Source organism: Bradyrhizobium sp. PUT101, assembly GCF_052043945.1.
In the GTDB taxonomy this organism is placed as follows: Bacteria; Pseudomonadota; Alphaproteobacteria; order Rhizobiales; family Xanthobacteraceae; genus Bradyrhizobium.
Genome location: NZ_CP197207.1, coordinates 7,194,795 through 7,220,270, shown reverse-complemented (window position 1 = coordinate 7,220,270; position 25,476 = coordinate 7,194,795). Strand labels below are relative to the sequence as shown.

General features: G+C 59.1%; 27 protein-coding genes. 14 read left to right on the top strand and 13 right to left on the bottom strand.

Going from position 1 to position 25,476, the window contains the following annotated elements:
- Positions 1 to 145: 145 nt before the first annotated feature.
- Positions 146 to 1,243 carry a tyrosine-type recombinase/integrase gene (locus ACSHT2_RS34155; protein ID WP_440639471.1) on the top strand — a complete coding sequence of 366 codons (1,098 nt, stop codon included), beginning with the start codon at positions 146 to 148 and terminating at the stop codon, positions 1,241 to 1,243.
- 32 nt (positions 1,244 to 1,275) lie between these two features.
- On the opposite strand, the gene ACSHT2_RS34150 is transcribed toward ACSHT2_RS34155, so the two are convergent.
- The 3 genes from ACSHT2_RS34150 to ACSHT2_RS34140 all read right to left on the bottom strand — a co-directional run bounded on the left by ACSHT2_RS34150 (position 1,276) and on the right by ACSHT2_RS34140 (position 2,738).
- Positions 1,276 to 1,539 (bottom strand): hypothetical protein, encoded by a 264-nt coding sequence (locus ACSHT2_RS34150; protein ID WP_440639469.1) that lies wholly within the window; start codon positions 1,537 to 1,539, stop codon positions 1,276 to 1,278.
- A gap of 287 nt (positions 1,540 to 1,826) precedes the next feature.
- Complete coding sequence (gene rnk, locus ACSHT2_RS34145) at positions 1,827 to 2,237, bottom strand: nucleoside diphosphate kinase regulator (RefSeq protein ID WP_440639467.1); 411 nt, start codon at positions 2,235 to 2,237, stop codon at positions 1,827 to 1,829.
- A gap of 9 nt (positions 2,238 to 2,246) precedes the next feature.
- The gene (locus tag ACSHT2_RS34140) at positions 2,247 to 2,738 is read right to left on the bottom strand and encodes a GreA/GreB family elongation factor (RefSeq protein WP_440639466.1); all 492 of its coding nucleotides are present in this window, start codon (positions 2,736 to 2,738) and stop codon (positions 2,247 to 2,249) included.
- A gap of 466 nt (positions 2,739 to 3,204) precedes the next feature.
- On the opposite strand from ACSHT2_RS34140, the gene ACSHT2_RS34135 reads away from it, so the two are divergent.
- The 9 genes from ACSHT2_RS34135 to ACSHT2_RS34095 all read left to right on the top strand — a co-directional run bounded on the left by ACSHT2_RS34135 (position 3,205) and on the right by ACSHT2_RS34095 (position 11,231).
- Positions 3,205 to 3,360, top strand: a complete 156-nt coding sequence (locus ACSHT2_RS34135; protein WP_440639465.1) for a hypothetical protein — start codon at positions 3,205 to 3,207, stop codon at positions 3,358 to 3,360.
- 162 nt (positions 3,361 to 3,522) lie between these two features.
- Entirely contained in the window at positions 3,523 to 6,444 is a 2,922-nt protein-coding gene (locus ACSHT2_RS34130; protein ID WP_440639464.1) for a monovalent cation/H+ antiporter subunit A, read from the top strand.
- The gene (locus ACSHT2_RS34125; protein WP_018458528.1) at positions 6,444 to 6,785 is read left to right on the top strand and encodes a Na+/H+ antiporter subunit C; all 342 of its coding nucleotides are present in this window, start codon (positions 6,444 to 6,446) and stop codon (positions 6,783 to 6,785) included. Before ACSHT2_RS34130 ends, ACSHT2_RS34125 begins: the two co-directional genes overlap by 1 nt.
- Complete coding sequence (locus tag ACSHT2_RS34120) at positions 6,782 to 8,413, top strand: monovalent cation/H+ antiporter subunit D (protein ID WP_440639462.1); 1,632 nt, start codon at positions 6,782 to 6,784, stop codon at positions 8,411 to 8,413. The genes ACSHT2_RS34125 and ACSHT2_RS34120 overlap by 4 nt, the downstream gene beginning before the upstream one ends.
- Positions 8,410 to 8,898: a Na+/H+ antiporter subunit E gene (locus ACSHT2_RS34115; RefSeq protein WP_440639461.1), complete on the top strand. Its 489-nt coding sequence runs from the start codon at positions 8,410 to 8,412 to the stop codon at positions 8,896 to 8,898. Before ACSHT2_RS34120 ends, ACSHT2_RS34115 begins: the two co-directional genes overlap by 4 nt.
- On the top strand, positions 8,895 to 9,176 hold the full coding sequence (locus tag ACSHT2_RS34110; RefSeq protein WP_440639460.1) for a K+/H+ antiporter subunit F: 282 nt from the start codon (positions 8,895 to 8,897) through the stop codon (positions 9,174 to 9,176). Before ACSHT2_RS34115 ends, ACSHT2_RS34110 begins: the two co-directional genes overlap by 4 nt.
- Positions 9,173 to 9,523 (top strand): monovalent cation/H(+) antiporter subunit G, encoded by a 351-nt coding sequence (mnhG, locus tag ACSHT2_RS34105; protein WP_440639458.1) that lies wholly within the window; start codon positions 9,173 to 9,175, stop codon positions 9,521 to 9,523. Before ACSHT2_RS34110 ends, mnhG begins: the two co-directional genes overlap by 4 nt.
- Before the next feature lie 415 nt (positions 9,524 to 9,938).
- Entirely contained in the window at positions 9,939 to 10,067 is a 129-nt protein-coding gene (locus ACSHT2_RS34100; protein WP_018458533.1) for a hypothetical protein, read from the top strand.
- A 261-nt stretch (positions 10,068 to 10,328) separates the two neighbouring features.
- On the top strand, positions 10,329 to 11,231 hold the full coding sequence (locus ACSHT2_RS34095) for a universal stress protein (RefSeq protein ID WP_440639456.1): 903 nt from the start codon (positions 10,329 to 10,331) through the stop codon (positions 11,229 to 11,231).
- A 169-nt stretch (positions 11,232 to 11,400) separates the two neighbouring features.
- Here the strand turns inward: ACSHT2_RS34095 and ACSHT2_RS34090 are convergent, their stop codons facing one another.
- Complete coding sequence (locus ACSHT2_RS34090) at positions 11,401 to 11,577, bottom strand: hypothetical protein (RefSeq protein WP_440639454.1); 177 nt, start codon at positions 11,575 to 11,577, stop codon at positions 11,401 to 11,403.
- A gap of 644 nt (positions 11,578 to 12,221) precedes the next feature.
- On the opposite strand from ACSHT2_RS34090, the gene ACSHT2_RS34085 reads away from it, so the two are divergent.
- Entirely contained in the window at positions 12,222 to 13,316 is a 1,095-nt protein-coding gene (locus ACSHT2_RS34085) for a site-specific integrase (RefSeq protein WP_440639453.1), read from the top strand.
- 293 nt (positions 13,317 to 13,609) lie between these two features.
- On the opposite strand, the gene ACSHT2_RS34080 is transcribed toward ACSHT2_RS34085, so the two are convergent.
- The 3 genes from ACSHT2_RS34080 to ACSHT2_RS34070 all read right to left on the bottom strand — a co-directional run bounded on the left by ACSHT2_RS34080 (position 13,610) and on the right by ACSHT2_RS34070 (position 17,785).
- Positions 13,610 to 16,045, bottom strand: coding sequence for a DUF4238 domain-containing protein (locus tag ACSHT2_RS34080; RefSeq protein WP_440639452.1), 2,436 nt, complete (start codon positions 16,043 to 16,045; stop codon positions 13,610 to 13,612).
- A gap of 470 nt (positions 16,046 to 16,515) precedes the next feature.
- Positions 16,516 to 16,815, bottom strand: coding sequence for a hypothetical protein (locus tag ACSHT2_RS34075; RefSeq protein ID WP_440639451.1), 300 nt, complete (start codon positions 16,813 to 16,815; stop codon positions 16,516 to 16,518).
- A 163-nt stretch (positions 16,816 to 16,978) separates the two neighbouring features.
- Positions 16,979 to 17,785, bottom strand: a complete 807-nt coding sequence (locus ACSHT2_RS34070) for a DUF4238 domain-containing protein (protein ID WP_440639449.1) — start codon at positions 17,783 to 17,785, stop codon at positions 16,979 to 16,981.
- Between the two features lie 645 nt (positions 17,786 to 18,430).
- Between ACSHT2_RS34070 and ACSHT2_RS34065 the strand changes: the two genes are divergently transcribed.
- Both ACSHT2_RS34065 and ACSHT2_RS34060 read left to right on the top strand, forming a co-directional pair.
- On the top strand, positions 18,431 to 19,549 hold the full coding sequence (locus ACSHT2_RS34065) for a hypothetical protein (RefSeq protein WP_440639447.1): 1,119 nt from the start codon (positions 18,431 to 18,433) through the stop codon (positions 19,547 to 19,549).
- Between the two features lie 326 nt (positions 19,550 to 19,875).
- On the top strand, positions 19,876 to 20,139 hold the full coding sequence (locus ACSHT2_RS34060; RefSeq protein ID WP_440639446.1) for a hypothetical protein: 264 nt from the start codon (positions 19,876 to 19,878) through the stop codon (positions 20,137 to 20,139).
- 216 nt (positions 20,140 to 20,355) lie between these two features.
- On the opposite strand, the gene ACSHT2_RS34055 is transcribed toward ACSHT2_RS34060, so the two are convergent.
- On the bottom strand, positions 20,356 to 20,580 hold the full coding sequence (locus ACSHT2_RS34055; protein WP_440639444.1) for a helix-turn-helix domain-containing protein: 225 nt from the start codon (positions 20,578 to 20,580) through the stop codon (positions 20,356 to 20,358).
- Between the two features lie 84 nt (positions 20,581 to 20,664).
- On the opposite strand from ACSHT2_RS34055, the gene ACSHT2_RS34050 reads away from it, so the two are divergent.
- The gene (locus ACSHT2_RS34050) at positions 20,665 to 21,060 is read left to right on the top strand and encodes a hypothetical protein (protein ID WP_440639443.1); all 396 of its coding nucleotides are present in this window, start codon (positions 20,665 to 20,667) and stop codon (positions 21,058 to 21,060) included.
- A gap of 9 nt (positions 21,061 to 21,069) precedes the next feature.
- Here ACSHT2_RS34050 and ACSHT2_RS34045 read toward each other — a convergent pair whose 3' ends face one another.
- The 5 genes from ACSHT2_RS34045 to trbL are packed head-to-tail and all read right to left on the bottom strand — an operon-like array spanning position 21,070 to position 25,465.
- Positions 21,070 to 21,294, bottom strand: coding sequence for a DUF2274 domain-containing protein (locus ACSHT2_RS34045; RefSeq protein WP_440639442.1), 225 nt, complete (start codon positions 21,292 to 21,294; stop codon positions 21,070 to 21,072).
- Between the two features lie 3 nt (positions 21,295 to 21,297).
- Positions 21,298 to 22,575: a TrbI/VirB10 family protein gene (locus ACSHT2_RS34040; RefSeq protein ID WP_440639441.1), complete on the bottom strand. Its 1,278-nt coding sequence runs from the start codon at positions 22,573 to 22,575 to the stop codon at positions 21,298 to 21,300.
- Positions 22,572 to 23,597 (bottom strand): P-type conjugative transfer protein TrbG, encoded by a 1,026-nt coding sequence (gene trbG / locus ACSHT2_RS34035; RefSeq protein WP_440639439.1) that lies wholly within the window; start codon positions 23,595 to 23,597, stop codon positions 22,572 to 22,574. Before trbG ends, ACSHT2_RS34040 begins: the two co-directional genes overlap by 4 nt.
- Positions 23,594 to 24,298 carry a conjugal transfer protein TrbF gene (gene trbF / locus ACSHT2_RS34030; protein WP_440639437.1) on the bottom strand — a complete coding sequence of 235 codons (705 nt, stop codon included), beginning with the start codon at positions 24,296 to 24,298 and terminating at the stop codon, positions 23,594 to 23,596. Before trbF ends, trbG begins: the two co-directional genes overlap by 4 nt.
- 3 nt (positions 24,299 to 24,301) lie before the next feature.
- Entirely contained in the window at positions 24,302 to 25,465 is a 1,164-nt protein-coding gene (trbL, locus tag ACSHT2_RS34025; protein ID WP_440639436.1) for a P-type conjugative transfer protein TrbL, read from the bottom strand.
- Positions 25,466 to 25,476 lie beyond the last annotated feature (11 nt).

Below are 25,476 nucleotides of genomic sequence, written 5' to 3'. Positions count from 1 at the left end.
GTTGTCCTATTCTTTCAATGGGCTAGAACGTGAACCAGGTGCACACGTGTGCACTTAAACTAGCCCAAATTGCACACGTTTGTACCGCATTTGATCTCCCGGTGCACACGTAGCGCACACGAAATCGGGGTGGAGTGCACACGCAATGCCGACGTTTACAAAACTCAGATCGGGAAGCTGGCGCGTTCAGGTCAGGAGGAAAAACGAGTACATCGCAAACACGTTCGTGCGACGGCGCGATGCTGAAGAATGGGCGCTTGATGTGGAGCGCTCTATCGATCGCGGCACCCCAATTCGACGTTCCCGGCCTTTTGAGCAGCCTCGAATTTTTTCCGATTTGATCACCCTGCATCTCGACGATCTTGCCCAGGTCGGCAAGCCCGTACGACGATCCAAGTCGATGGTGCTCAAGGCCCTCAAGATCTCGCTTGGACGAACAAACCTCAAAGAGCTGACCAGGGAGAGATTGATTGAGTTCGGGCGAAAGCGAGCTGCTCAAGGCGCTGGACCGGCGACCATTGCGATCGATTTCGCATTCATCCGAACGATCCTGCTTCATGCTGCCGCCGTCCACGGCATCAACGTGTCAGTCGAGAACGTCCAACTGGCTAGAGCCGCCCTCAAGCACTTGGATCTGGTCGGAAAGTCAAACGAGCGAGATCGGCGCCCAACCCAGGACGAACTCGATCGGCTGATCGGATATGCCGAGTCTAACCCGCAACAATTTCTGCCGCTCGGACGAATTGTTCGCTTCGCTGTCGCCACGGCAATGCGCCAGGCCGAGATATGCCGGATCGAATGGTCCGATGTCGATATGACGAAGCGAACTGTCACCATTCGCGACCGCAAAGATCCGAGGCGCAAGGACGGAAACCACCAAGTGGTTCCTCTCCTCAATTCGACCGGATACGATGCCTGGCAGCTTATGCTCGAGCAGCGGATTCTCACGCGCGGCCTCGGGCGCGTATTTCCTTACCACTCGAAGTCCGTCGGCGCTGCCTTCCGCAGGTCGTGCAACGCGATCGATATCGATGATCTATGCTTTCACGATTTGCGTCACGAAGGGACAAGCAGACTCTTCGAAGCGGGTTTCTCAATACAGCAGGTTGCTATGGTGACGGGTCATAAGGATTGGCGAATGTTGCGACGCTATACAAATCTCAAGCCCGAGGATCTGCACAAGATGCAGAAAGCCGCTCAGCCGTCGCTGGAGCAGTTCCTGGCAACGCTGGCAGCAAGCTAGAGTGACCACGCCCTGCTCGCTCGCGCGTCCGACTATCTGTCTTCGCCGCTCCGCCGACGGAAGGGATCGGCGACATCGTCGCGGCCGCTGCGGCTGCTGAAGAACATCAGGGCCATCAGCCCGCAGCCGATAACCAGCGAGAAGAAAGCTCCGAGCCCAAGCGCGATCCAGCCATGCTTGCCCATTTCGCCCCCACTGCTGGCTCCCCAGATCGAGACAGCCCAAACGCCGGTCAGGATCAACATGGCTCCCAGAGCAACCAACAGCGCGATCTGGCCGGCACTGATGTTCTTCATGGCTGTTTCCGCTGTGTGTCTAACGAGGGTCAACGGCGAAGAGCGAGAAGGCGTTCCTGAACAATGCCAACCCCTGAGTGGCTCTTCTGAGTTTGGTGCCGGAACGCGCCGGGCGCTGATTCGCGAAGCTTAGGGCGAGTGACTTGCTGCACGGCAGCAACCTCCATCGCAGGCAAGCCGGTCCATCGAATTCATTCAAGAAGGGCCAGATCCGGGCGCGAAGCCTCGAGACGGCGCGCCCACATCGCAAGGCGGCGATGTTCGATCTGACTTAACGCGAGGGCTTATCAGGACACAGCGAGAACGGTGAGGCCCCTGATGCGCTTGTGGGGTGTCTCGAAGTCGATCCGCTGCCCCGGCGATAGGCCGATCAAGGCCGCTCCAACAGGCGTCAGGACCGAGATTCGATTGAGCTCGATGTTTGCCTCATGCGGATAGACCAGCACGATCTCTCGGTTCGCACCCGTCTCGTCGTCGCGATAGGTCACTTTCGATCCCATCCTGATCACGCCTCGCAAGTTGTTCTCGTCCGTCACCGTGGCACGTTCCATCTCTCGAGCGAGAAAATGGGCCACTCGCGGAAACAGATCCATGCTCGAATTGGCCAAGGAACTGAGGCGCCGTGATTCGTCCTCAGTAATCTTGATCGGCGGCAACGCCGACTGTTCTCGCCGGTTCTCAGCTTCGAAATTGCGCATTGGTCGCTCCTATGCTGCAGTTGGTCCGGGGTCGTCATCGAACGGGTTGCCTGACCGCGTCGGCCCTCTTCGGAAGAGTGGGACGACCTTTGAATCCGATGGGGTCAGGCTTTGGACCCTGACGACATTCAGACATCCGGCGACGAAGTACGGCATCTGATCGCCGACCTGCAGTCCGATCAAAGCTGTACCCAGCGGGGTCAACACCGAAATGCAGGCGGGATCCGACCAGCACTCCTCGGGCCAGACCAGTTGCACGGTGCGACGCGGAACGCCCCAATTCGTGCAATGGGTGACCCATGATCCGATCGTCACGAAAGGACGGACGTTGTCCGTTTCGTCCGCGACGATATCGGCGCGGTTGATTTCGCCCATGAGGAAAATCCCGTCCAAATCTCCTTTTTGGACGGCGAGGCGGGCGAGCTGTTCGAGCCGCGGATAGTCTGATGAGGTCAGTGCGATTTTTGGAAGAGGCAGCACGGCGCACTCCTTCTGCTTCAAGACGACCTCTCGAGTGGAGGTCACGAAAGCTGGAAAAGAGCCCGGACGGCGCGAACACCGTCCGGCTAACTGCCTGCTTGGAGGCGGCCGGCGTGAAGACCAAAACGCGCGGTGCGCGCATCAATGTCGATGACATAAGCCATGATGCTCTGACTATAGTAGTTCATTTTCCTGGAAACATTGCGACCAAACCGCACAGCACCTGTGCACGCGACGTATCAAGAGGAACAAAGAAGCGTCGTTGGAGTGAAAGAGTCGGACAATCACGCGGTTTACCTGGCTGCGCAAGAACATGCGTTGAAGGTTACGTCGCGTGGGATGGCCAGACTGGCGTTGCTGCAGGCGATCGCTCTTTCGGCCTGGGCGGCGGTTTGACGTGAATGTGAGCCGTCGTTCTACAGAGCCATTGTTATAGTCGGCGTCGATCGCTTGCACCTGCGATGGAACACTGAACGGGCGCCATGACATGCGATACCGCTCCGAGGTCAGCCCAGCTGAGGACACCGAGCCGATCGAGATGAGTGGCTGGCGGGTGATCGCGCTCTGCGGATTCTACGCGTTGCTCGGCGCTCTCGCGGCCGCCGTTGCCGCTGCAACGGGCACCCTTCCACACTGGATCTGAACCGCTCAATTGCGGAGCCAGTGTCCGCCAGATGGCGTTTTCCGGGCCAAACCATCACAATGGCGCTAAATCTAGCAGTGGAGATGTCGATCCGCCTCGGCTAAGCAATTGAGGATCAGCGAAAGCATCTCTCCACCTCGCAGTCTGGGGCAATGAACGCAAATGTTCCTGCTTGCCGTTCTCGTCCTTCCTTTCGCAGGAAGCTTTATTGCGGCACTCTTGCCGGGCAACGCACGCAACGCAGAGGCATGGCTCGCTGGAGCGGTCGCAATTACAGCTTTTTGCCTCATCGGCGCGTCATATCCGAACGTGACGAACGGCGGCGTTGTCGGGTGGCGAACGGACTGGGTCGCTGAACTTGGACTCGCGTTTGTGCTGAGGCTTGACGGGTTCGCATGGGCCTTCGCCATGCTGATCACCGGCATCGGCTTTCTGGTGGTGCTGTATGCCCGCTACTACATGTCACCCAGTGATCCCGTTCCGCGGTTCTTCTCCCTCCTGCTCGCCTTCATGGGGGCAATGCTGGGAATCGTGCTCTCCGGCAACCTGCTCCAACTGGTCTTTTTCTGGGAGCTGACCAGTCTCTTTTCATTCCTGCTGATCAGTTACTGGCACCACAACGCGGCTGCGAGAGACGGCGCGCGCATGGCGCTGGTGATCACGTCGACGGGCGGGCTTTGCCTCTTCGCCGGCGTGCTGCTGATCGGGCACATCGTCGGCAGCTATGACCTGGAGCAGGTGCTGGCCTCCGGAAACGTGATCCGTTCGCACGGGCTTTATGTCCCCGCACTCGTTCTGATCCTTCTCGGCGCTCTCACCAAAAGCGCGCAATTCCCGTTTCATTTCTGGCTGCCGCACGCGATGGCCGCTCCAACTCCCGTTTCCGCTTATCTCCATTCGGCAACAATGGTGAAGGCCGGAGTGTTCCTTCTGGTGCGGCTCTGGCCGGCAATGGGTGGAACGAATGAATGGCTGTGGCTGGTGGGCTCGATCGGCCTGATCACGTTTTTTCTGGGCGCGTTTCTCGCCGTGTTCCAGCAGGATCTGAAGGGGCTATTAGCCTACTCGACGATCAGCCATCTCGGACTGATCACGCTTTTGACCGGACTCGATACCCCATTCGGGCAGATCGCGGCGATTTTCCATATCATGAACCACGCGACCTTTAAGGCATCGCTGTTCATGGCGGCCGGCATCATCGATCACGAAACTGGCACGCGCGACATCCGCCGCCTTAGCGGGCTATGGACCTTCATGCCGATTACGGCGACGCTGGCCATGGTGGCTGCCGCGGCAATGGCGGGAGTGCCGTTGCTGAACGGCTTTCTGTCGAAGGAGATGTTTTTTGCCGAGACGATCGAGGTCCATGACAATTCCCTCGTCGATCAGGCGCTGCCGTACATCGTCACTCTCGCCAGCACGTTCACGGTTGCCTATTCACTGCGCTTTATTCGCGACGTGTTCTTCGGCCCGGCTCCAGCCGGCTTGCCACGCGTTCCACATGAGCCGCCCCTGTTGATGCGGCTTCCGGCCGAATTGCTCGTGCTGGCATGCCTTATCGTCGGCGTCGCGCCAGCTCTCACCGTAGCGCCGATCCTCGATACGGCTGCCCGGGCGGTTCTTGGCTCCGCGATGCCGGAGTACAGCCTTCGTCTCTGGCACGGAATTACGCCTGAACTTCTGATGAGCATCGTAGCGATGGTCGGCGGGTTGGGCGTGTACGTTATGCTGCGCTCCTACCTGCTCGCGCATGAAGGACCGCCCTTGCTCGGTCGCATCAATGGCAAGCGGATCTTTGACTGGGTGTTGGTGACATTGTCCTGGCGGCTTGCACGATGGCTCGCCACCAATCTCGGCACGAGGCGTCTCCAACCACAATTGAGACTGTTGGCCGGCGTGGCGTTCGTCGCTGCCCTGCTGCCCCTCTACGCCCGCGGCCTCTCGCTGACGGGACCGTCAGGGAGGGAATTCGACCTCGTCTTTGGATTACTCTGGGTGGTCGGCGTTGGCTGCGCGGTGGGGGCCGCGGTCCAGGCCAAATTTCATCGGGTGGTGGCGCTGATACTGCTCGGGACCGCGGGTCTCGTCACCTGCGTCAGCTTCGTCTGGCTGTCCGCTCCCGATGTCGCGCTGACGCAGATCGTCGTTGAGACGGTTACGACGGTTCTCCTGTTGCTCGGCTTGCGGTGGTTGCCGAAACGCATTGCGCGACCAGGCCCGGCCGAGGCGCCCGACAGCATTCGGTGGCACCGCGTTCGCGACTTCTCCATCGCGCTCCTCGCCGGGCTCGGTTTGGCCACCCTTGCGCTGGCAGCCATGCAGCTCGCGGACAATCACAGCATTTCGCGATACTTCGTGGAAAACGCCTACACGAAGGGGGGCGGAACCAACGTGGTGAACGTCATCCTGGTGGATTTTCGCGGGTTCGATACGCTCGGCGAGATCACGGTGCTTGCGGTCGTCGCGCTGACCGTCTTCGCGCTTTTGCGCCGTTTCCGTCCGGCCCCCGAAAGCATTCCCGTTCCCGAACAGCAGCATGCCCAGGATGCCCACGACGAGGCTCATCCCGATCGACAGAAGGGCGACACTGCCAAGGACACGCTGGCTACCGCGGCATTGATGATGGGGCTGCTGTTTCCCGTGATCGGCGTCGTGGCCATTTTCCTTCTCTTGCGCGGGCACGACCTTCCGGGCGGCGGCTTCGTCGCCGGCATCGCAATGGCAACAGCGTTCATCCTGCAGTATATGGCTCGCGGCACGGTGTGGGTGGAAGCTCGTCTTCACGTCATGCCGGTGCGTTGGATGGGTTTCGGCCTCTTGCTGGCAGGGTTTACGGGAGCTGCCGCCTGTGTTTTCGGACACCCCTTCCTGACCTCGTACTTTGCATATGCCGAACTGCCTCTGCTCGGTCGCGTCCCCACGGCCAGCGCTCTTCTCTTCGATATCGGTGTGTTCTCGCTCGTCGTCGGCGCCACGGTCTTGATGCTCATCGCAATCGCGCATCAATCGCTGCGTCGCTATGGCGTGCCGCTCCAGGCGGGGCAACGGGCGCCCGATGAGCGACCGAAAGAGGAGTTGGTGTAATGGAGCTTAGCCTGGCCATCGGCATAGGTGCGCTTACGGCGTCCGGAGTGTGGCTGATCCTCAGGCCGCGCACGTTTCAAGTCATCATCGGGCTTTCGTTGCTCTCTTACGCCGTCAATCTCTTCATCGTGGCGATGGGACGGGTGCGGACGGGAGCGCCGGTGCTGATCGCAAAGGAGATCGGGGATGCAACGAAACATGCTGACCCGCTACCACAGGCGCTCGTACTGACTGCAATCGTCATCAGTTTTGCGACGACGGCGTTGTTCCTTGTCGTTCTCCTCGCGTCGCGCGGCCTGGCTCGCACCGATCACGTTGATGGTCAGGAGCCAGAGGCGTGAGCGGAATCGCAAATCTGGTTGTTGCGCCAATCGTCCTGCCTCTACTCGCCGGCGCAGGCATGCTGCTCTTGAATGGAGAGCGGCACCGCAACATCGTGGCTGCGGTCAACGTCGCCGGAACGGTTGCACTCGTTTGTGTCGCGGTGATCTTGCTCAGAATGTCTGATTCGGATCACCCCGGAATCAGGGAAGTCTATCGCCTGGGCGATTGGCCTGCTCCGTTCGGAATTGTCCTCGTTCTCGATCGGCTCTCCGCCCTCATGCTGCTCCTGACCAGCATCCTGGCGTTGGCGTCGGTCGTGTTCTCTCTTGCCCGTTGGCACCGGACAGGCGCGCATTTTCATCCGCTCTTTCAATTTCTGTTAATGGGCCTCAATGGTGCCTTCCTGACCGGCGATCTCTTCAATCTGTTTGTCTTCTTCGAGTTGTTGCTGGCCGCTTCGTACGGACTTCTGCTGCATGGTTCCGGTCTCGCACGGGTGAAAGCTGGGTTGCACTACATCGTCGTCAATCTGGTCGCGTCGCTGTTGTTCCTGATCGGGGTCAGCCTGATCTATGGCGTCACCGGGACGCTCAATATGGCGGACCTCTCGGCGCAGATACCAACAATCGCTGCGGAGAGCCGCGGTTTGCTCGAAGCAGGCGCCGGCATGCTGGCGGTGGCCTTCCTGCTCAAGGCTGGCATGTGGCCCCTGTGTTTCTGGTTGCCGACGGCCTACGCAGCCGCGAGTCCACCGGTGGCGTCGATCTTTGCGATCATGACCAAGGTCGGCGTGTATATCATCCTACGTCTATCGCTGTTGCTTTTTGGTGAGGGCAGTGGCGCATCAGCGGGCTTCGGCAGTGACTGGCTGTTATGGGGTGGGTTGGCGACGATCGCCTTCGGAGCAATCGGCACATTGGCATCCCAGGACACCGCCCGTCTCGGCGGCTTTTCGGTGCTCGTATCCTCCGGAACCGTGCTGGCAGCCACAGGGACGGGGCAAGTCAGCGTCACCGGTGGAGCACTGTTTTACCTGGTCAGCTCGACCCTCGGCATCAGCGCGTTCTTCCTTCTGGCCGAACTCATCGAGCGCGGCCGCGAACCCGGAGCTGACGTGATCGCCGTCACGCGAGAAGCTTACGGAGGAGACGACGATGCGGACGATACCGAAGAGGAAGTCGGCATGGCCATTGTGGGCACGATGGGATTGCTCGGCGTCGCCTTTATCGGATGCGCACTGGTCATCGCCGGGCTTCCGCCGCTGTCGGGGTTCATAGCCAAATTCGCGCTGCTTACGGCGGCGCTTCATCCTTCAGACATGCATCCGGGTGGTGCCGTTCCCGGCAGTGGACGGGCGCTCCTGTTGGCGCTCCTCGCATCCAGTTTTGCGGCGTTGATCGCGCTGACCCGAGCAGGTATCCGCTCCTTCTGGGCCTCGCCAGATCGCACCGTGCCGCGTGTGCGCCTGATCGAAATGGCGCCCATCTTGTTCCTGTTGATCATTTGCGCGACCCAGACAGTGCTCGCCGGCCCGGTGATGCGTTTCATGCAGGCAACGGCGCAATCGCTGCATGCGCCGGCGGGCTACGTCAGCGACGTCCTGGAGATCAGCGTCCAAGGCAGCCGAAAGGCGGGTGGCGAATGACGCGATTCCTGCCCTTTCCGCGGGTGAGCTTCTGCCTCCTCGCATTGTGGCTGCTGCTCAATCAAGCGGTCACGGTCGGACATGTCCTCCTCGGTTGTGTGATCGCGCTCGTCGGCGGGCGGATCCTCACCGTGCTGGAGCTGCCAAGCACGCACGTCAGGCGACCCGCCGTCCTTCTACGCCTGTTGGGATTGGTAGCGATTGATATCATCCGCTCCAACTTGGCGGTTGGCCAGATCATTCTCGGCTTTGGGCGCCGGCAGCGAAAATCCGGGTTCGTGAACATTCCGCTCGACATGCGCAATCCCTACGGACTGGCCATGTTGGCTTGCATAATCACCTCGACGCCCGGAACGCTGTGGGTGAATTTCGATGCACAGAAGGGCTTGTTGATGATCCATGTTCTCGACCTGGTCGATGAAGCCGAGTGGATCCGCACGATCAAGCAGCGCTACGAACGCCATCTGCTGGAGATATTCGAATGAGCCAGCTCTTGCTAATCTACGCGCTTGTCGCCGCGCAGGTACTTCTGGTGTTGGCTATCGGCTGTGGCGCGGTTCGCATCTTTCGGGGGCCGCGAGCACAGGATCGCGTTCTGGGCTTCGACACGCTGTCCGTGAACGCGATGTTGTTGCTTCTGACGTTCGGGATTCGATCCGGCGAAACGCTCTATTTCGAGGCGGCTCTGGCCATGGCCCTCTTCGGTTTTGTCGGTACGGTTGCGCTGGCGAAGTTTCTGCTGCGCGGCGAGGTGATGGAATGAACGGCATCGAACACCTGCCGCCCTGGGCTGCGGCTCTCACGGCACTTCTCCTTCTTGTCGGCGCCGCCGTCACACTGGTCGGTTCGCTGGGCCTTTTGCGGTTCGGCACATTCTACGAGCGGGTCCACGCGCCGACGCTCGGGACAACGCTGGGCACCGCATTCATTGCAGCTGCTTCAATCGTTTGCTTTTCGGTACTTCAGAGCAGGCCCGTGCTGCACGAAATCCTGATCATCGGGCTTGGCGTGGTAACCACACCTATTGCCTTGACCGTATTGGTGGGCGCAGCGCGATTTCGCGATACCGCCGAAAAGAGTGCGCAAGTTCGCGGACCAGAGGGCAATTAGCGAGAGATGCGCGATTTTTTGCGGCAGATTCCTCGACCGGCCAGTCGGCCAATCCAGGCTAAATGTCGCATTTGATTTCCTGCATCGCATGCCCACCTCTAAGTACATGATGCATGACGCTGAGTAGTAGGCGAGTTCGCCGAAGTCTTTGCATGTTGGCCGCCTGATCGGAGACAATCAGCCCCGAACCCAGTCCATGCCGCGTTCGCGAGGGCTGGAAGCTCGGTGCCCGGCAGAGCAGAGCAATGCACATGCCGCTCGCAAGCGAGCCGCACCGCAAACAGAGGCAGTGATGACTACAACGCTACGACGCCGGATTTATAGGACCCAGCTGCAGATCCGCCGATAACCCGGACGATTCACATCGTCCGGGACGGTTCCTCAACATTTCTGCAACCAAAGCCGGGAGTTTCTCATGTCGGTGTTCTTCGCGCTGCTCGTCCTGACCTCATGGGTCATGTTCATCTGGATTTCAGATCCCGATGGCTTCCGCGAGGCATTCGCTCGCCGCCGAGCGCCAATTCCTCACGATCCTAAAAGGTGACGTTGGGAGGTTCACCTCCGTCACCGCGTACAACAGTTGCTTATGAGCGAGAAAGATATCGTGCGCCGCATGTTCGCGGGGCGCGATGCTTGGTTGCTTCTTGGCTCCAGATCGTCGGTCCAAGCCAACCTGGTGGACTAGACGAATGAAGCCGGCAGCCAACAGCGTCATAGGCCCTCCGCAAGGCAACCGAATTGCCGCGCTGGTCGAGCTTGGCAAGCCATCGGGCTGGCGGCCGTTCGCAATTATAAGGGTTCTTACATGAATATCGTCGCTGCGACAGATTTCTCGACGCGGTCCAATCGCGCTTTGCGGCAGGCCGGCCTCCTGGCGCGCCCCCCTGCTGCAACTCTGCACCTTGTTCATGTCGTCGACGAGGATCAGCCAGCGGAGCTGATCCGCATCGAAGAGCGTGAGGCACAGCGGGTGCTGGTTGAGCAGATCGCATCCATGCCGGAGCTGCAAAACGTTCAGTGCTACCCGACTGTGGTCAAGGGCCATCCCTTTGATGGGATATTGCGAGCGGCTGCAGCAGCCGACGCGGATCTCATTGTAATGGGAGCCCATCGTAAGCAGTTTCTGCGCGACATCTTCACAGGCACCACAATCGAGCGTGTAATTCGCGGAGGAAGGTATCCGGTTCTGATGGTGAACAACGAGGCGCAGCGGCACTATGAACGCGCTCTGGTGCCGGTCGATATGTCGGATACATCCGCCGATGCAATCCGCGTGGGCCTGTCCACCGGACTCTTGACAGAGGGCGCAACAACGATCCTTCACGCCTTCTCGCCGATAACGAAAGCGCGATTGGTCCGCTCCGGTGCGAGCGCGGCCGTCATCAGCGGATATGTCGATAGCGAGCGTCTAAAGGCAACCGAGGAGCTGACGAAGTTTCTGGTGGCGAATAAGCTCGGCACGCAACGATGGTCTCTCCAGGTCGCCGAGGGCGGGCCCATGCAGGTCATCACCCGTGCTGTTTCGGAGAGGCGGCCTGACGTGCTGGTGATGGGGACGCACGGCCGATCTGGATTGCTTCGGGCTTTGATCGGGAGCGTAACGGAAGAAGTCCTGCGTTCGTTGAGTGTGGACGTTCTCGTTGTTCCTCCCGCTCGCTCTGAACGCACAATGTCAAACCGGCCGATCATCGCCGAACCGCAGGCGTGACGCGTACCGCGGCGCGTCGCTCGCGGCGAGCCTTGCCTCACAAGAGACGTCGCCAAGAAATCGATGACGTCGCTTGGTCGCCGTCGGAGCCACGCATCGGCCGGCCGTATTCGCAGGCGAACCCTTTCCGCGATCCTACGGCTCCCACTCTGCCGGGATGATCGATGGACTAGCGGCGTCTTCGTTCGGTGTCGCGCGCACCCGGCTTTGGTTCTCGCTGTTTAGTTGAGCCCCGCGTGATTTTCAGCGGATCGCTGGCCGGAAAGGTTTGCTGCAATTGCCGGTCCAATTCCTCGTCGAGTTCTCGCTTCTCGCGCTGCTCCGATGTTTCCTTATGCTTCGGCATTGATCAGTCTCCGCGTTTGCCGCTCGGTAACCGACCGTCTGCCGGCCAGGCAATTTTGGCGGCAAGTGCCTAGGGATGACGTTACAAGCGAGCGGAATTGAGGTAGTCTCGGTTCCCACGGCAACGCGAACATGCTCGCGCCGAAGCGCTCTGCGACCAACCATGCTCGGTGACTCCGTACGCGCCCGACGCCTGCTTCAGATGACAAACGGCGATGACAGGTTGCACTTGGCGAGATCTGACCTGCCTAGCGTAAGTCTCAAGTTGGCCGCAACTATCTAGGTGCGGAGCAAATAAACGGTTCGGTACCGTTGTGCAGCTGACGATCGGTACAGCATGTCGCGAACCCCGTCGCGCACGATCTCCGCACTGAGCAAGCGTAGGCTAGGCTTCAGCATCTCGCCTCCCCTCCAATTGGCCCCACCTTGGAAAATATCACGCAACGTCGTCGTGGATCAGCCAGTCCGGTCCATCATGGGTGCAACGGAAAAGCGATAGCCTTGATATTTCAACAGTTTATCTTACTCTTCAATGGGATGAACCGCGAACGTGTGCACTCCAAACTAGACGAAATTGCACACGTTTGTACCCGTTTTGACCTCTCAGTGCACACATAGTGCACACGAAAGTCGGAGTGCACACGCGTGGCGACCTTCACACAAATGGCATCCGGAAACTGGCGCGTCCAGGTCCGCCGCAAGACCCGCTATGTGGCCGAGACATTCCGACGGCGCAAGGACGGCGAAGAATGGGCGCTCGAGATGGAGCGCAATATCGACCGCAACGGATTGTCCAAGCCACGCGTGGCGCGAAACGTTCGCACGTTTGGCGATCTGATCGACCTGCACGACGAAGACATGCATGAAGTTGGAAAGCCACCTCGCCGGTCAAAAGCTGCTGTGATGGCGTCGCTCAAGACTGCGCTCGGCAGCGTGAAGCTTCCCGCGCTCAATCGAGAACGGCTGATCGAGTTCGGAAGGAAGCGCGCCAAGGAAGGCGCTGGCCCTGCAACGTTGGCCATCGACTTATCTTTCATCCGGACAATCATAACTCATGCCGCCGCGGTGCACGGTATCGAGGTTTCAGCCGAGGAAGCCCGCCTCGCGCGCGTCGCGTTAAGTCACCTCAATTTGGTTGGAAAGAGCAAAGAGCGTGACCGACGGCCCACACAAGACGAACTCGATGAACTAATCGAATACTTTGAGACGAACCGTCGGCAATTCATTCCGATGGGACGAATCGTCAGATACGCGGTGGCAACGACCTTGCGCCAGGAAGAAATCTGCAAACCCGAGTGGCCGCTGGTTGATATGAAGAAGCGGCTGGTGGTCATTCAGGACAGAAAGGATCCGAGGAATAAGGACGGAAATGACCAGAAAGTACCTTTGCTCAATCTAACGGGCTATGACGCGTGGGAGGTCGTGCTCCAGCAGCGCATTGTGACCCGCGGCTATGGACGGATCTTTCCCCATAACCACAGATCCGTAAGTGCGGCGTTCACCCGAGCTTGCGACGAACTCAAGATCGAAGACCTGCACTTCCACGATCTGCGACACGAGGGAACAAGCCGTCTGTTCGAGGCAGGACTTCCAATTGAAAAGGTAGCATTGGTCACCGGTCACAAGGATTGGCGACAGCTCCAGCGCTATACCAATCTCAAGGTTGAGGATCTTCTTAAGCTGCAATATGCACAGCAGCCGTCGATGGAGGAATTCATCGCGACGTTAGCTGCCTCATAGCCGTTCTAGGCAGCGTGCTGTGTGCACGCAAATCGGTCTTGTTATCTCGCATAAAGTCAGGAACATCGAACGCTGCCGAAACCGAGAGGCGGTGCCCAGCAACAGGCCGTGATTCCGAACGATTCCGCTAGCTGTGACGCAGGGCCGCTGTCGCTCGTCGAAGGGCTCACGAGCGGGTACCGGTGCGCAACGATCGGGCGTCGAGATGTAGCCTATGGGAATGGTTGGTAAAGCGGCATCACACGCCCGGTTCGAAAAGGCTAGGGAGACGATGGCGACAACAATCGTCGCTCCTAGTCGGCCACCACCTTAATCGGCTCAATATGAAAGACCATCGCGACATTTGGCAGATGGTTCTCCGAACTTGACATCAAGAGCAGACGATTGACGGTGTTGTCCTGGATCCCGCCCTGCTGGAACAGACCGGCAATTCGCGCTTGTTTGAGCGGGACATCGGCTTTTTGAAGACTCCGCTGCGCCGGTGTGTGCGTACGCGTGAAGCGGCCAGCCAGCCCCTGCTCAACATTTGGCTTGCGGCCGCGATCGCCGAGTTTCGTTACATACTTGAATGTGTCGCGCATAACTTGATGATACCCGAAAAACGACGTATCCGACGCTAACGCCACGACGTCAGACGCCGTTTGTGGAAACGCAAACACGGACTCACGAATAGCGCGGGCGAGCTCGGGTACCACCATTGTTGGTATGCGTGCCGGCCGGGCTACGGCCATAAGTATTTCTTGCCAGCGAGCCGGACTATCGGTGACGATGCTGGCACCTGTCGCTTGAGCCAAATACATGGCCATCTCAAAATTCGGCGCGAGTTTCGCCATATTGAGGCTAGCCGCCCCCTCACCGCTCTCAAACGGCTCTTGCTGGAGGACGGCCAGCGGATCCTGCTCTTGAAGTCGAAGCATTGCTTTCAGCATGGTCTCGCGTTCAGATTCGTCTTTGTCAGGGAACACCTTTTGCATCTGCGAACGCAAGACCCGCTGCGGCATGGACATGATACCGCGCTGGGCATCCTCCCTCATCAAGGCCTTCGTGCGATCGTCTTCGTACATTCGCGGGTCATTACCGACCGATCGGAATCGCGCCATCTGCCACATCTGGTCGCGAAGATGTTTGTCAAAGTCACACGGATCAGGGATCAGATTGACCAAGCCGCGCTCGACCAACGGCATTACTGTGTAAAAGAACGCAATCGATTTGAGTACCTCCTGACGATAGGCACTCGGATTTTTGACGGGACTAAATTTGGGGTTCAGAATGCGCGCATTGACGAACGGGTGCTGAATGATCAACTCCCCAAAATACAGCGATGCCCCGAGCGCGTAGTCCGCTATCGCGTCGGGGTGAATAGCGCCGGTATAGATCGCCCGCGGCGTCCCGTCGGGCTTCGGGAGGAGCTGTAAAAGGTCGGTCTGCTCCGGCCATAGACCTTCGTACAAATGGTAGATTTGCTTGATTTTCTCGTCGGTCATTTCGCGGCGGATGGTGACCCAGTCTTTTTCCGTTTCGGCGAGCCCGAGAACATGCTCAAGGGCGTTGTAAAACATGATGTTGCGTTCGCGGATGCTGCGCTCGGTCCAAGTTGGTCGCAACGCGGGCGGTCTCGAAGCGCAGCAGTCCTTAAAGCGTTGTCCGTAGCCGCAACCGCACACATCATTGGGCCGAAGGGGTTTGGCGTGGGCCGGCTTCTTCAGCCATTCACGCTCCTTTTCGGTCCTGCCGAACGCGTCTTGGTAATGGACGTGACCGCTCTCGAACTTTGCGAACATCTCGCCGCCATAGTGGAAGAGTTCGTTTTCGGGCGGTAAGAGAACGCGTCGGCATTCATTCCAATCCTCTGTTTCGTCCGGGTACAGCCACTCCTTGCGGCCAGCGGCAATAAAGCGGCGTGCTCTCGCTCGGACAATCCGGTTGATGCGCGCAACATCGAGCGCGGCGAACTTACGCACCCGGATGAAGGCGTCGGTTCGAACCATTGAATTTCGGTAGTTTCGCGCGAAGGTCCGCTTCTCGAGCGGGTTTGTATCGGGTTTCTGGGCATATTCGAGATTGGTGAGGATCAGGCAGAAGTCACGCGAGACCGGAAAAAGAGTCTGCGATGCCTTCAAAGCGATGGACGGGTCGAGCGGATACGCGCAGAGCGCAGCATCGGGCGGTACCGCATGATTATACATGGTGACCGGATGGTCGCTGGTGATGAATTTGATGTCGGAGTCCTCGGCGGACACAATTTCGCGCACGCCCTCGGCCCAGATCGTGCAGTGCATCGAGCGAATGCCTTGCATTTCGAACATGAGATCGTTCTGCGTCAAAGCGGGATACTGTGCCTTCAACCAATCGAGTCCCTTGGGTGTGCGGATTTTCTGCACATCGATGTATTGGAACAGAGTTTGAAAATGCTCGTGCCACTTACCGGGGTCGTTCTCACAAAACGCTCGCACGGCCTGCGCGCCCTTGGCATCGACATCGCCAAACAATCGGCGCTCGATCTCGTCGCTGACGAACGTGCCGAAGAACGTTGAATAGAGATCTTTCTGTTGAAAGCACTGGGTCGTCGGCCAATGGATCAGGGACTTGCCGATCGTAACAATCCGACCGTCATCGAGTGCTTTCCGAGGCGGCGCGAGATCAAAATAGGCGAGCGTATTGCGCCCGGGCTCGAAGAAGCCGGCCTGGTACCATCGCGGAACATAGTGATTGTTTCTTGTTGGCGACATGCCCACCGGTTCGTAGCGCCGCTCCCGAGCGCGAGCTGTAAGTCCTTTTTACGCGCTAATCGAGAGAAGCTTGGCCTCAAGCGCACGGACAAGATCGTCGCGTTCGATCAGAACCAATCACTCAACGATTTTCAAGGACACGCGAAGCGCGCAACATGCGAACGCCGCACGTAAAGCAAGGATTCCAACGGTAAACGTGGGTTTATGGTCCGCTCGGAGGGCGATCGCATTTATTGCGATATCAATGACTTGCCGCTATTTGTCAAACATAAAGGTGCATTTCAGATCCAAAACTACCTTTCAGAATGGCGTCCCAAGAGTGGCTTGCTCGGTAGCCTTTCCAGAGAGATTGCACCGTCCCGCGGCTTCCGAGAAGCTGTCTCCCCGCACGCAAATGTGTCGGGGAGGTACGTTAATTTGAACCGGCGGTCGACTCAGACCAGACATCAGACAGGTGTGTCCAAGCAAAATCAGGCGCGAAACTGAAGCACAACCGGACTACCCCAGTTAACAGATGACTTGACGTAACCGACCCGTTTGATCCTGCCGCGGTTAGCGTGGGCAATCAACATGTGAGCCACGCGGGATGCAGCGGTGTAGTGCTTACCCGCATTCTTGCCAGGCCACCCGTAAGACAGCACCAGCCAACGCCATGTGTTGGGAAATCTTGCCGTAAACCGCGAAATGAAGTCTTCCGTGGTGAACTTGCCGCGGAAACTTAAGGCGACCGACAGCACTCGCTGCGGGATGCGATTGATTGAAACTTTCATTGCTAGATCCTTTGCTCAATGCGGCTATTGAGAATGAGGCAAAGGACCGCCGCCTGCCCAAGCTCACCCGACCTCTGTTCGAGGTGGGCTGAGCGGCAACTCCTCGTTTGGAGTTTGGCTGGGGAGACCAGCTCGGTGGGCGTCCAACGTGACGCCTGAGCGTTCAGCTGGACGGAGAGATAAATCGCAGGGCTCGACATCGCAAGCCGTTGTTTGCCTTTCTTTCTGAGCACGGCCAATCGGATGTGACAAAGTCTTGCCCCGATGAAATAAAGAACATGAACTTCATCTTCTTGAAGCGGTCAACGATGTAGGCGTAACCGCTTTCGACAAACCGTCCGGGGTTGAGGTGGTGCGCCTTCGCAGCTTCATCTAGCAGCGATCCTTCGAGTTCGGAGCGCTTTTGTTCAATGGCGCCGGGAACGCGCATGTACTGGTAAGCGGCGAACTCGGCGAGAATATCAACGTCGGCGTCCGTCAGCGTCCGAGACAAATTGGCAGCTGCGGCCTGCACGTAAGTATCGGCCGTGGCCGCTATGACCTTCTTCACTACCGTGGCGGCTCGCCCCTCCATCGCAGCCAAGATGTCCTCAATCCTGTTGTCAGGTTTGGCCGGGTCTTCCTCATAGAAATAGCTCTGCACAAGAACATTGGCCGGGGTGGTTTTGAACGTTTTCTTGTCATTCAGGTTCTGAAGGTCGTGGGCAGTTGCTCTTCCCTCGTCATCACACCAACCTTGAAGATAAAAGTCCGGAACGTAATGCTGCCTGCGCGTGATGCCATTCTGAGTCATTTGCTCCCCCTGACGCGAAACGCGTCCGCTTTCAGCTTCAATGCTTTCATCTCCTCCCGCATCCAGCGCGGCATCGAACCACGACCGGAGCAGGTAAGCCTGCGGTTCATCTTTGAACGATGAGTTTGCTTTGGTTTCGCCCGCGTTTTCTTCGCCGCCGCCATCTTTGGCGCCCAAATCACGTCTGCCTGTTTGGCTCAGGGCTTCTATCCGGGCAAGCTCACTATCGACGTGAATTTTCCATAGCTGCCTTATCAGGGTTCCTGCTCGGCAGAGGGAACGGCTCTGAAAAGGGTGAGTATCTGTTGGGTAGGTTTCGAGGGCATCGTCGTCAAGCTCGGTCGCATCAGCGGCTTGCGCGAAGTGAATTTGATCTAAGAGAAGGCGAGATAGACGAAACTCAGCGAACTACTTGAAAGGTCGGCTTTGAGAACGTGAACTGGCAGAACCTAGACGACTGCGCCGACACGTTGAATTTCATCCAGAAGAAGGGCACCAAAAATTACCTTCGGCACAGAGGAAAAGCTCAACAGTACGGCCACGGTGAAGCAGGGCATCATTTTGTGGGTTGACCGTGAGCTAGTCCGGGCCGCTCTCCCGGGTGCCGACAAGGGGAGCGCGATCGACGGCCAGCCGGGTACTCGCGCCGCCTGACCCTGTGGATAAACGGGACTACCGGGGGTATATGGCCGCCAAATCTTGCGGGTTCCCCCTTGTTCCCATACTAGTTATACCCATCTGATTCGAGAATTGGCTGAGCTTGGGGCCTCCCAACCATAAGAACAAAATGAGTCTTCTGGGTTCGTTCTCATAGGGGCGTTTATGACCAATGGCGACCGTAAGTCGCGTGGCGTAAAGAGTTCGAGTTCTGAAACAAAACAACTACCTTGGCGGCCCTTCAATGATAGGCCGACCGGCATCTGGATTGACGAGACCGTGGCGCGGATCAAAGAGACCGCCCAGCCGGAGCTGATTGAGTCCCTGTACCGAAACCCGCTTCCCAAGAACGCGACGTTTCGGGTCCTCCGGCATCTCATCACGGTGGACGGCACCAAGCGGCCGGAGGGCGATAACTGCCCCTGCCCGATGTGCACGCCCAATCGTTTCCTGACCGGCTCGCTGGTCTGGTTTCCCGAGCTTCAGTGCTGCGCCTTCATCGGCAACTGCTGCGCCGATGATGATGTGCTGGCCGAGGCCGAGAAGGAGCGGAAGTGGCGCGAGCGGCGGGACTATGAGGAGACCTATCTCCTCGCGGCGTTGCCGTTGGTCGGTCCCAAGCTGACCGTTGTGGAGACGCTAAAGCCGGTGGCCTTTGAGGCCGTCCGGTCTTACCGGAAGATCCGCAACACCCTCCCCCAAGTCCACGAGCAGCTTCGCAAGATGAAGCAGCACCACGGCGGCCAGCTCACCCTGACCGAAATCATCCGGGACGAGTCCGCGGAGAACCAGGACGACTACTACGGTCCGGCGGGGTTCAAGGGTCGTGGGAAAGACGCCGTCGAAACCCGAGACTATACCTTCGGGACCTTCTCCGGCCACATCGCGGTCCACAAGGACTACAACCCGACCAAGGAGCTGGAAGACATCCACCGATCGCTGACATCGGTCGCGGCGGACTCCTACAGCCAGGAGGCTTTGGACTTCATCTGCGAGATGTCGGAAAAGCAGCGTCACGCCGCCGTCGTCATTCTTCAGGATGTCGAGGCGAAGATCGTGAAGTTCAAGGAACGGCTGCGGGATCTGTCGCTGTTCTACACGCGCCAGAACGCGGACCGGTTTCATGGCTTCTTCACGCACGAACTGAACAGCATCTACTACAAGGTCGAGTACACGACCGTGCGCGGTCAGCCGACGCTGCGGTTCAAGAAAGGCGCCAGCAACTATGATCTGATCCGTGGCTCCTGGGCCGACAAGCTGGACTTTGATTGGCCATCGAGTTGAGGGCGAGTCGCGAAGCAGATTCCACGGGCGCAACGGAGACGCCTATGCAGAACCTCTGGGTCGATAAAGAGGCCATCCACAAAGCCCGCATGAGGCGGCACGCCCGGTTGATGACGGCCCTGGTCGTCATGGCATGGGCGATGAGCCTGCACGGAGTTTGGATAATCAGCCACAGAGCCTGCGGCTAGCTTTATCGAACGCCCGTCCGCCGGCGGCGGACCTAAGACCCCACACCGCCCGCCCAATGGGCGCACGAGAGATGTGGGGCCGTAGGCACGGGGGCGACATCTGATACCTTCGCCAGAATCTGCACTGGACGATTTGCCATGAAAGAAAAATTGCTGGGTCTGATGACCCCCTTTGCCTGGAATACAACGGGCCTTCTGCTTTGCCTCGTCGGCGTCATCCTCCTCTTCCGCTACGGCATGCCATACCGCATCAGCACCTCCGGCGGAGGCGACTACATCGTCACCGGGAGCAGCAGCGAACCGGAATGGGTGGACACTATGTACCGCACGCTTGGATGGATCGGCCTGGTTGCCATCACCGCTGGGACCGGCTGTCAGATCGTCGGCGCCTACATCAGCTAAGAGACAGAAGCCCTAGGAGAGGGAAATTCTCCATTTCGGAGACGCTGTCCCCAAACTGTCCCCGACTTGCTGCACCGTGGTGAGTTTCAGCGCCCTCTCCTGCTGATGCAGGAGGCGCTAAGAGCTTGAAAGGACTACGGTGCATGGGCTGTATCGCGGTTTTGTAACCCAATGCTCGCAGATAAAACTTGTTCGCCTACGAAACCGCATCCAACACTAATCAGCGATCAACTTCGCCAAAGGAACTGAGAGCGCTTCTGCAATTCGAGCCATGACAAGCAGGCTGGGGTTCCGTTTGCCCCGCTCAATGCCACCAACGTAGGTCAGGTCTATTCCGGCTTCAAAAGCTAACTTCTCCTGAGTGATCCCTCGTTCTTGGCGGATCGTTCTCACATTTTTCCCGACGATTTTGCGCCAGTCCTGCATTGCAGGATCGAGCATGGTGGGGCATATAGTCTCTAGGGACTATAGTCCCTATCGAGGAGAATTCCTTTGTTGGGCGAGAACTATCTATAAGGGCTTTGCATGCCGCTAGAACGTGAGCATTATCTCAGTCCCTTCGTTCAACTTGAAAAAGCCACGCTGACGGCTGGCTACCGCGATGCCTCAAGTGGAATTTCGATGGCATCAATTGAGCTTCCGGCTGAGCTAATCGAGGCTGTCGTTCTCTCGAACATTTCAATTGAGATAGCATTGTCGGGCGCTGGAGAAATCAGCTCCACCGCCAGTGGTACGATGACGGATTCTTCAGCGGCTACTTCAATCTCGTTGGACAAGCTCGTCGAGGTACTTCTTGAGCAGAACAATATTCGCCAAGAAGAAACGACAGAAAGCGAATTGAGAACGCTACTTGGAAAGCTTGAAAAGTCTGTGCGTGCCGTGCAACAGGCGATCGAACTGCTGAAGACCGCGGCGAACTAGAATATATGGTCAACTTATGGGCCCTCGACTGGCCGTCCGCTTTGTTCTCCGAAGGCTAGGCTCCTTTTCGAGAAATGCCTCAAGCATGAACGGTATCAGTTCAGCTACTTCTTCTTTGTTACCGTAGGTCTCTGCATAGAGCGCAGCATAGTCACGCAGACGCTGCGCCAGGCCTGGCGTTAGCACGATGGTCATCTTCACCGGTGTCCGATCAGGCAGCTTCGCAAGCTTCATCCCTCACCTTCCCTTTGCTGCTGTTTGAACATCCTGGTACTGCCTCAACACCAGATCCTTAGAAACAATCACCCGCAAGGGCCAACCCGGCCGCACCGTGATCGTAGGCTGCACGTCGAGCTCGCGCTCCACCAGGCGTTGCCCCGCACGATTGGTCGTTTGCTGCGTGCTTTCCCGCAGCGCCTTGACGAGATCGCTCTCATCATTGCCGATCGATAACTGTGTCCCCACCCCGATCAGAGTTGCCAAGGCCACGCCCTTGAGCAACTGCCAGGTATGGAAGTCCACCTGGTCTTCGAGCCCGGCATAGCCTGCAACGTCGGTTGCCGGAAGGTTTTCGATCACGATCGAATTGCCGTTCGGCAGGATGAGCCGTGTCCAGATGACCAGCGCGCGCTTCTGGCCGAAAGCCACAACGCTATCGTACTTGCCCACGATCCGCGTCCCCTGCGGGATCAGGAGATGCTCGCCCGTCACCGTGTCGTAGACGTTCTCGGTGACTTGGCCGATGGTGGCGCCGGGTAAGTCTGAATTCAGTCCCGTGACGAGGCTCGCCGGAATGATCGACCCCGCCATCACCGCATAGGTTGAGGGCGCTGGTTTGAGCGCATGGGGATTGGTGGTTTCCGTGTCGGCTTTCGCTCCCGCGAAGGCCAGCTTTCGTGCTTGCGACGATGGAATGATCTCGCTGGAGCGGTCGATCATCGCCTGCGCAGTCTTTGCGAGTTCCGCAGCGGACGGCCCTGTATCGGGCGTTGCAGGCCGGAATGCAGATGGGACAGCAGTCGGCGCTTCAGTCGTGCTTGCCTGCTTGCGCTTGTCCTGTTTCTCCGACAGGCGGACGAACAATCCCGACTCCTTTGCCTGTTGAGCGACCCGCGTCTGCCGGATCCGCTCAGCCCGCTCGGCGTCTTCCTCCGGGTTGGTTCGGAAGCCGCCGTCCGAAGCCACGCCGACCTTCTTCTCGTTTTCGGCAAAAGCTCGGCCAATGTCCCCAGGCGACGGCGGTCCAAGCCGCGGCGTCGATGGCGGCAATTCCTCATAGGACTTTGGCAGCTTGCTCAAGCCCTCGGCGGTCTGCTTACGATCGGTATTGTAGAGCTCTGTCCGCTCAGACTGCTTGAAGGAGTACGGTCGGAGCGCAACGAGTATCGCTCCGCCAACAAACAGCGCTGCGACGGCGCAGCCGATCATGAGAGCGCGCCTGTTGAGGCGCCGCACGGGCCGCGGTCGTGCTCGCAGTTCCAGCGGCTCCGGATCCTGGTCCAATCCTGTCGTCATGAGGCGCTCCCGGTGCTAGAGGCCTGCGACACGGGCCGTGCGTCAATACGGATGATCCGGACGATGCGCTGCGGATCTTCGCCAAGGCGAAGCTCGGCGGCACCGAACATCCGATCGACGATGTAGTAGGAGCCACGGACCCGGTAGTTGACCAGGTTCGGCCGCCCATCGGCTCCGGCGACAAACAAGGGCGGCGCCTCCCCTTGCGACAGGCCGGACGGCATCTGGATGTAGACCTTGCGGCCGTCGTCAAAGGCGCGCAGCGGCCGCCACGGCGGATCATCGCCTTCAATCCGATAGCGGAAATTCAGGCTGTCGAGCCGCACGCCGCGATCGGCGATCCGCTCCTCGCCTTCCTGGGCAACGGCGTTCTGCTTGTGGAGAGCGACGAGCGTATCGGTCGGATATGTCCATGAGATTGACGCCATGTAGGTCTGCTTGGTCGAGACGAGCTCGAGGTGATAGGCCCGCCGATCGGTCAGAACCACGAGGTTGGTCTGAATATCCGGAAGCGTTGGCTTGACCAGGATGTGCACACGCCGGGTGCTCCCCTGCCCGCTCAAGGTATCGCCGACCACCCAGCGAACCGTATCACCGGTGGAGACATCGATCAGTTCCTCGGCGGGTTGAAGCGCAATGGTCGAGACTTTTTCTGGACTGGCATAGAGCCGGTAGAGCGCGCCCTCCGTCCAGGGATACACTTGGATGGCATTGATATACCCGGCGCGCGTCGGCTCCATCCGCGCCGCCTTGTTCGCCTTGGCGATCGCCTGCTCCGGCGGCAGTTTTTCCTCTTTGGCACCCTTCGTCGGAAACGGCTTCAACTGGCCCGGCAGCGGCAGGATCTTGGGCGTTTCGACGACTTGCACCGGCGCGGGCGGATCAGCCTCTGGAAGCGCCTTCTCAAAGGTCATCTCGTCATAGGGCGCTTCGAGGTTGAGCTTGGTGGCGCATCCGGCAAGCCCAAGCGACAAGGCAAGGACGCTGGCCGACGCGAGCTTGGTGAGGGCTTTGGAATTCATTTGGCGTCTCCGATGAGGTCGCGCGACCAGTTGAGGGAATGGACGTAGAGGCCGAGGGGGTTCTTCCGCAGCGTTTCGGCATCTGCGGGCGGCTTGAGAACGGTGGTGACGAGACCGGTGAAGCGCTCGGTCTTCGCGATCGCGCCGTTCTCGTAGGTGTTCTCTTTCCACCGGATCTCGAAGCTGTCGCCGGACGCGCGCACCACGGACGTGACTTCGGCGGTTACGGTCTTGGAGCCGATTTTTGTGAACGGATCGGCTTCGCGTGCGTAGTCGTTCAAGGCTTGCGCGCCGCGATCGGTGACGAAGTCGTAGGCGTGCAGCCAGTTCGCACGGACGATGACCGGATCGATCGACAGCGAGCGGACATTCTCGATGAACCGCGCAAGAAAATGCGCGATCTGAGCGTCCGACGGCTGGTACGCTTCCAGGGCCGGCCCGACGGCACGGACTTCGCCAAGCCGGTCGACCTCGACGACGTAGGGAACGACACCTGAACGCGCGATCTGGGCAAAGATCGCCAATCCAAGGACGCCGGCCAGGCCGATGGCTGCCAGCGCTGCCAGCCGCCAGTTGCTGGCCTGAACACGGGCGGACCCGAGCCGCTCGTCCCAGACCTGTGCTGCCTTCTGATAGGGCGTGACCGGCTCAGGCGTCTCGCCAAAGCGAACGGACACACGCTGAAAGGGGTGACCCGCCATAACCTACTCCTCCCCCAACTTCGGGCCCGAAGAATGCCCGCCTTTGTCACCCTCCTTCAGGGTATGAGCAGCGACCTGCGCTGCTTCCCTTGCGTGTCCACGCGCTGACGACGCCGGCGCACGCCCCGCGCCCGAAGCAGACGCTCCACTCGTTGCGCCGACTGTGCTCGCGCCTGAGAGCTGGTCCATGGTTGAGGCCCGGGCTGAGGTGCCCGCAGCCGAAGACGTCCCGGCGAGCGATGCTGCGGAGCGAACCGCAGCCATTGAACCGCCCGCCGCAAGGCGCAGCCCTCCGGCGGCCGCCGCGCCGCCGCCGATCACGACAGCCGCCGCACCCGCTACCGTTCCCGCGGCTGCACCCGCGCCAAGCTGGGGCGCACCTGAGACCAGGCCCGCCGCGATTCCCGGGCCGAAGATGCCAAGGCCAAACAGCGAAAGGGCCGCAAGCAACAAGCTCATGGCCGATACGATATCGACGGGCCGCGTCAACGTGCTCGCGAGCTGACCGAAGATGGTCGAGCCGATGCCGATGATGATCGCGAGAACCATCACCTTCACGCCTGAGGCGACCACGTTGCCGAGCGTCTTTTCCGCGAGGAATGCGGTCTTTCCCCAAAGGGCGAACGGCACGAGGATGAAGCTTGCAAGCGTTGTCAGCTTGAATTCGATCAGCGTGACGAACAGCTGCACTGAGAGCACAAAGAACGCGAGCACGATCAGGATCCAGCAAAACAGCAGGATCAGGATCGTCGGCAGGTTGGTCAGGACGTCAAAGCCCGAGAATTGGCCGGTCTCCTCCAGAAGAGGGTGAGCCGCCGTAAACCCGGCCGACGCTACAAAGCCTGGCCGCGCCAGGTCGGCGGCGCTTAAGCTCCCGCCGGATGCCTTCAAACCGATGCTGGAGAAGGATGCAAAGACGATATCGGCAAGGCTCTTGAAGTTACCGATAATGAACGCGAAAGCGCCGACATAAAGCACCTTCTTGGCAAGCGTGACCATGATGTGGTCGTCGGCGCGCATGCTCCAGGCAAGCCCGGCGAGCGTCAGGTCGATGCCGATCAACGTTGAACTCAGGAATGAGACGTCGCCGGAGAGGAGACCAAATCCGGAGTCGATGTAGCGCGAGAACGTCTCGGTAAAGCGGTCAATGACGGAGAGATCAGCCATGGCGCCCTCAC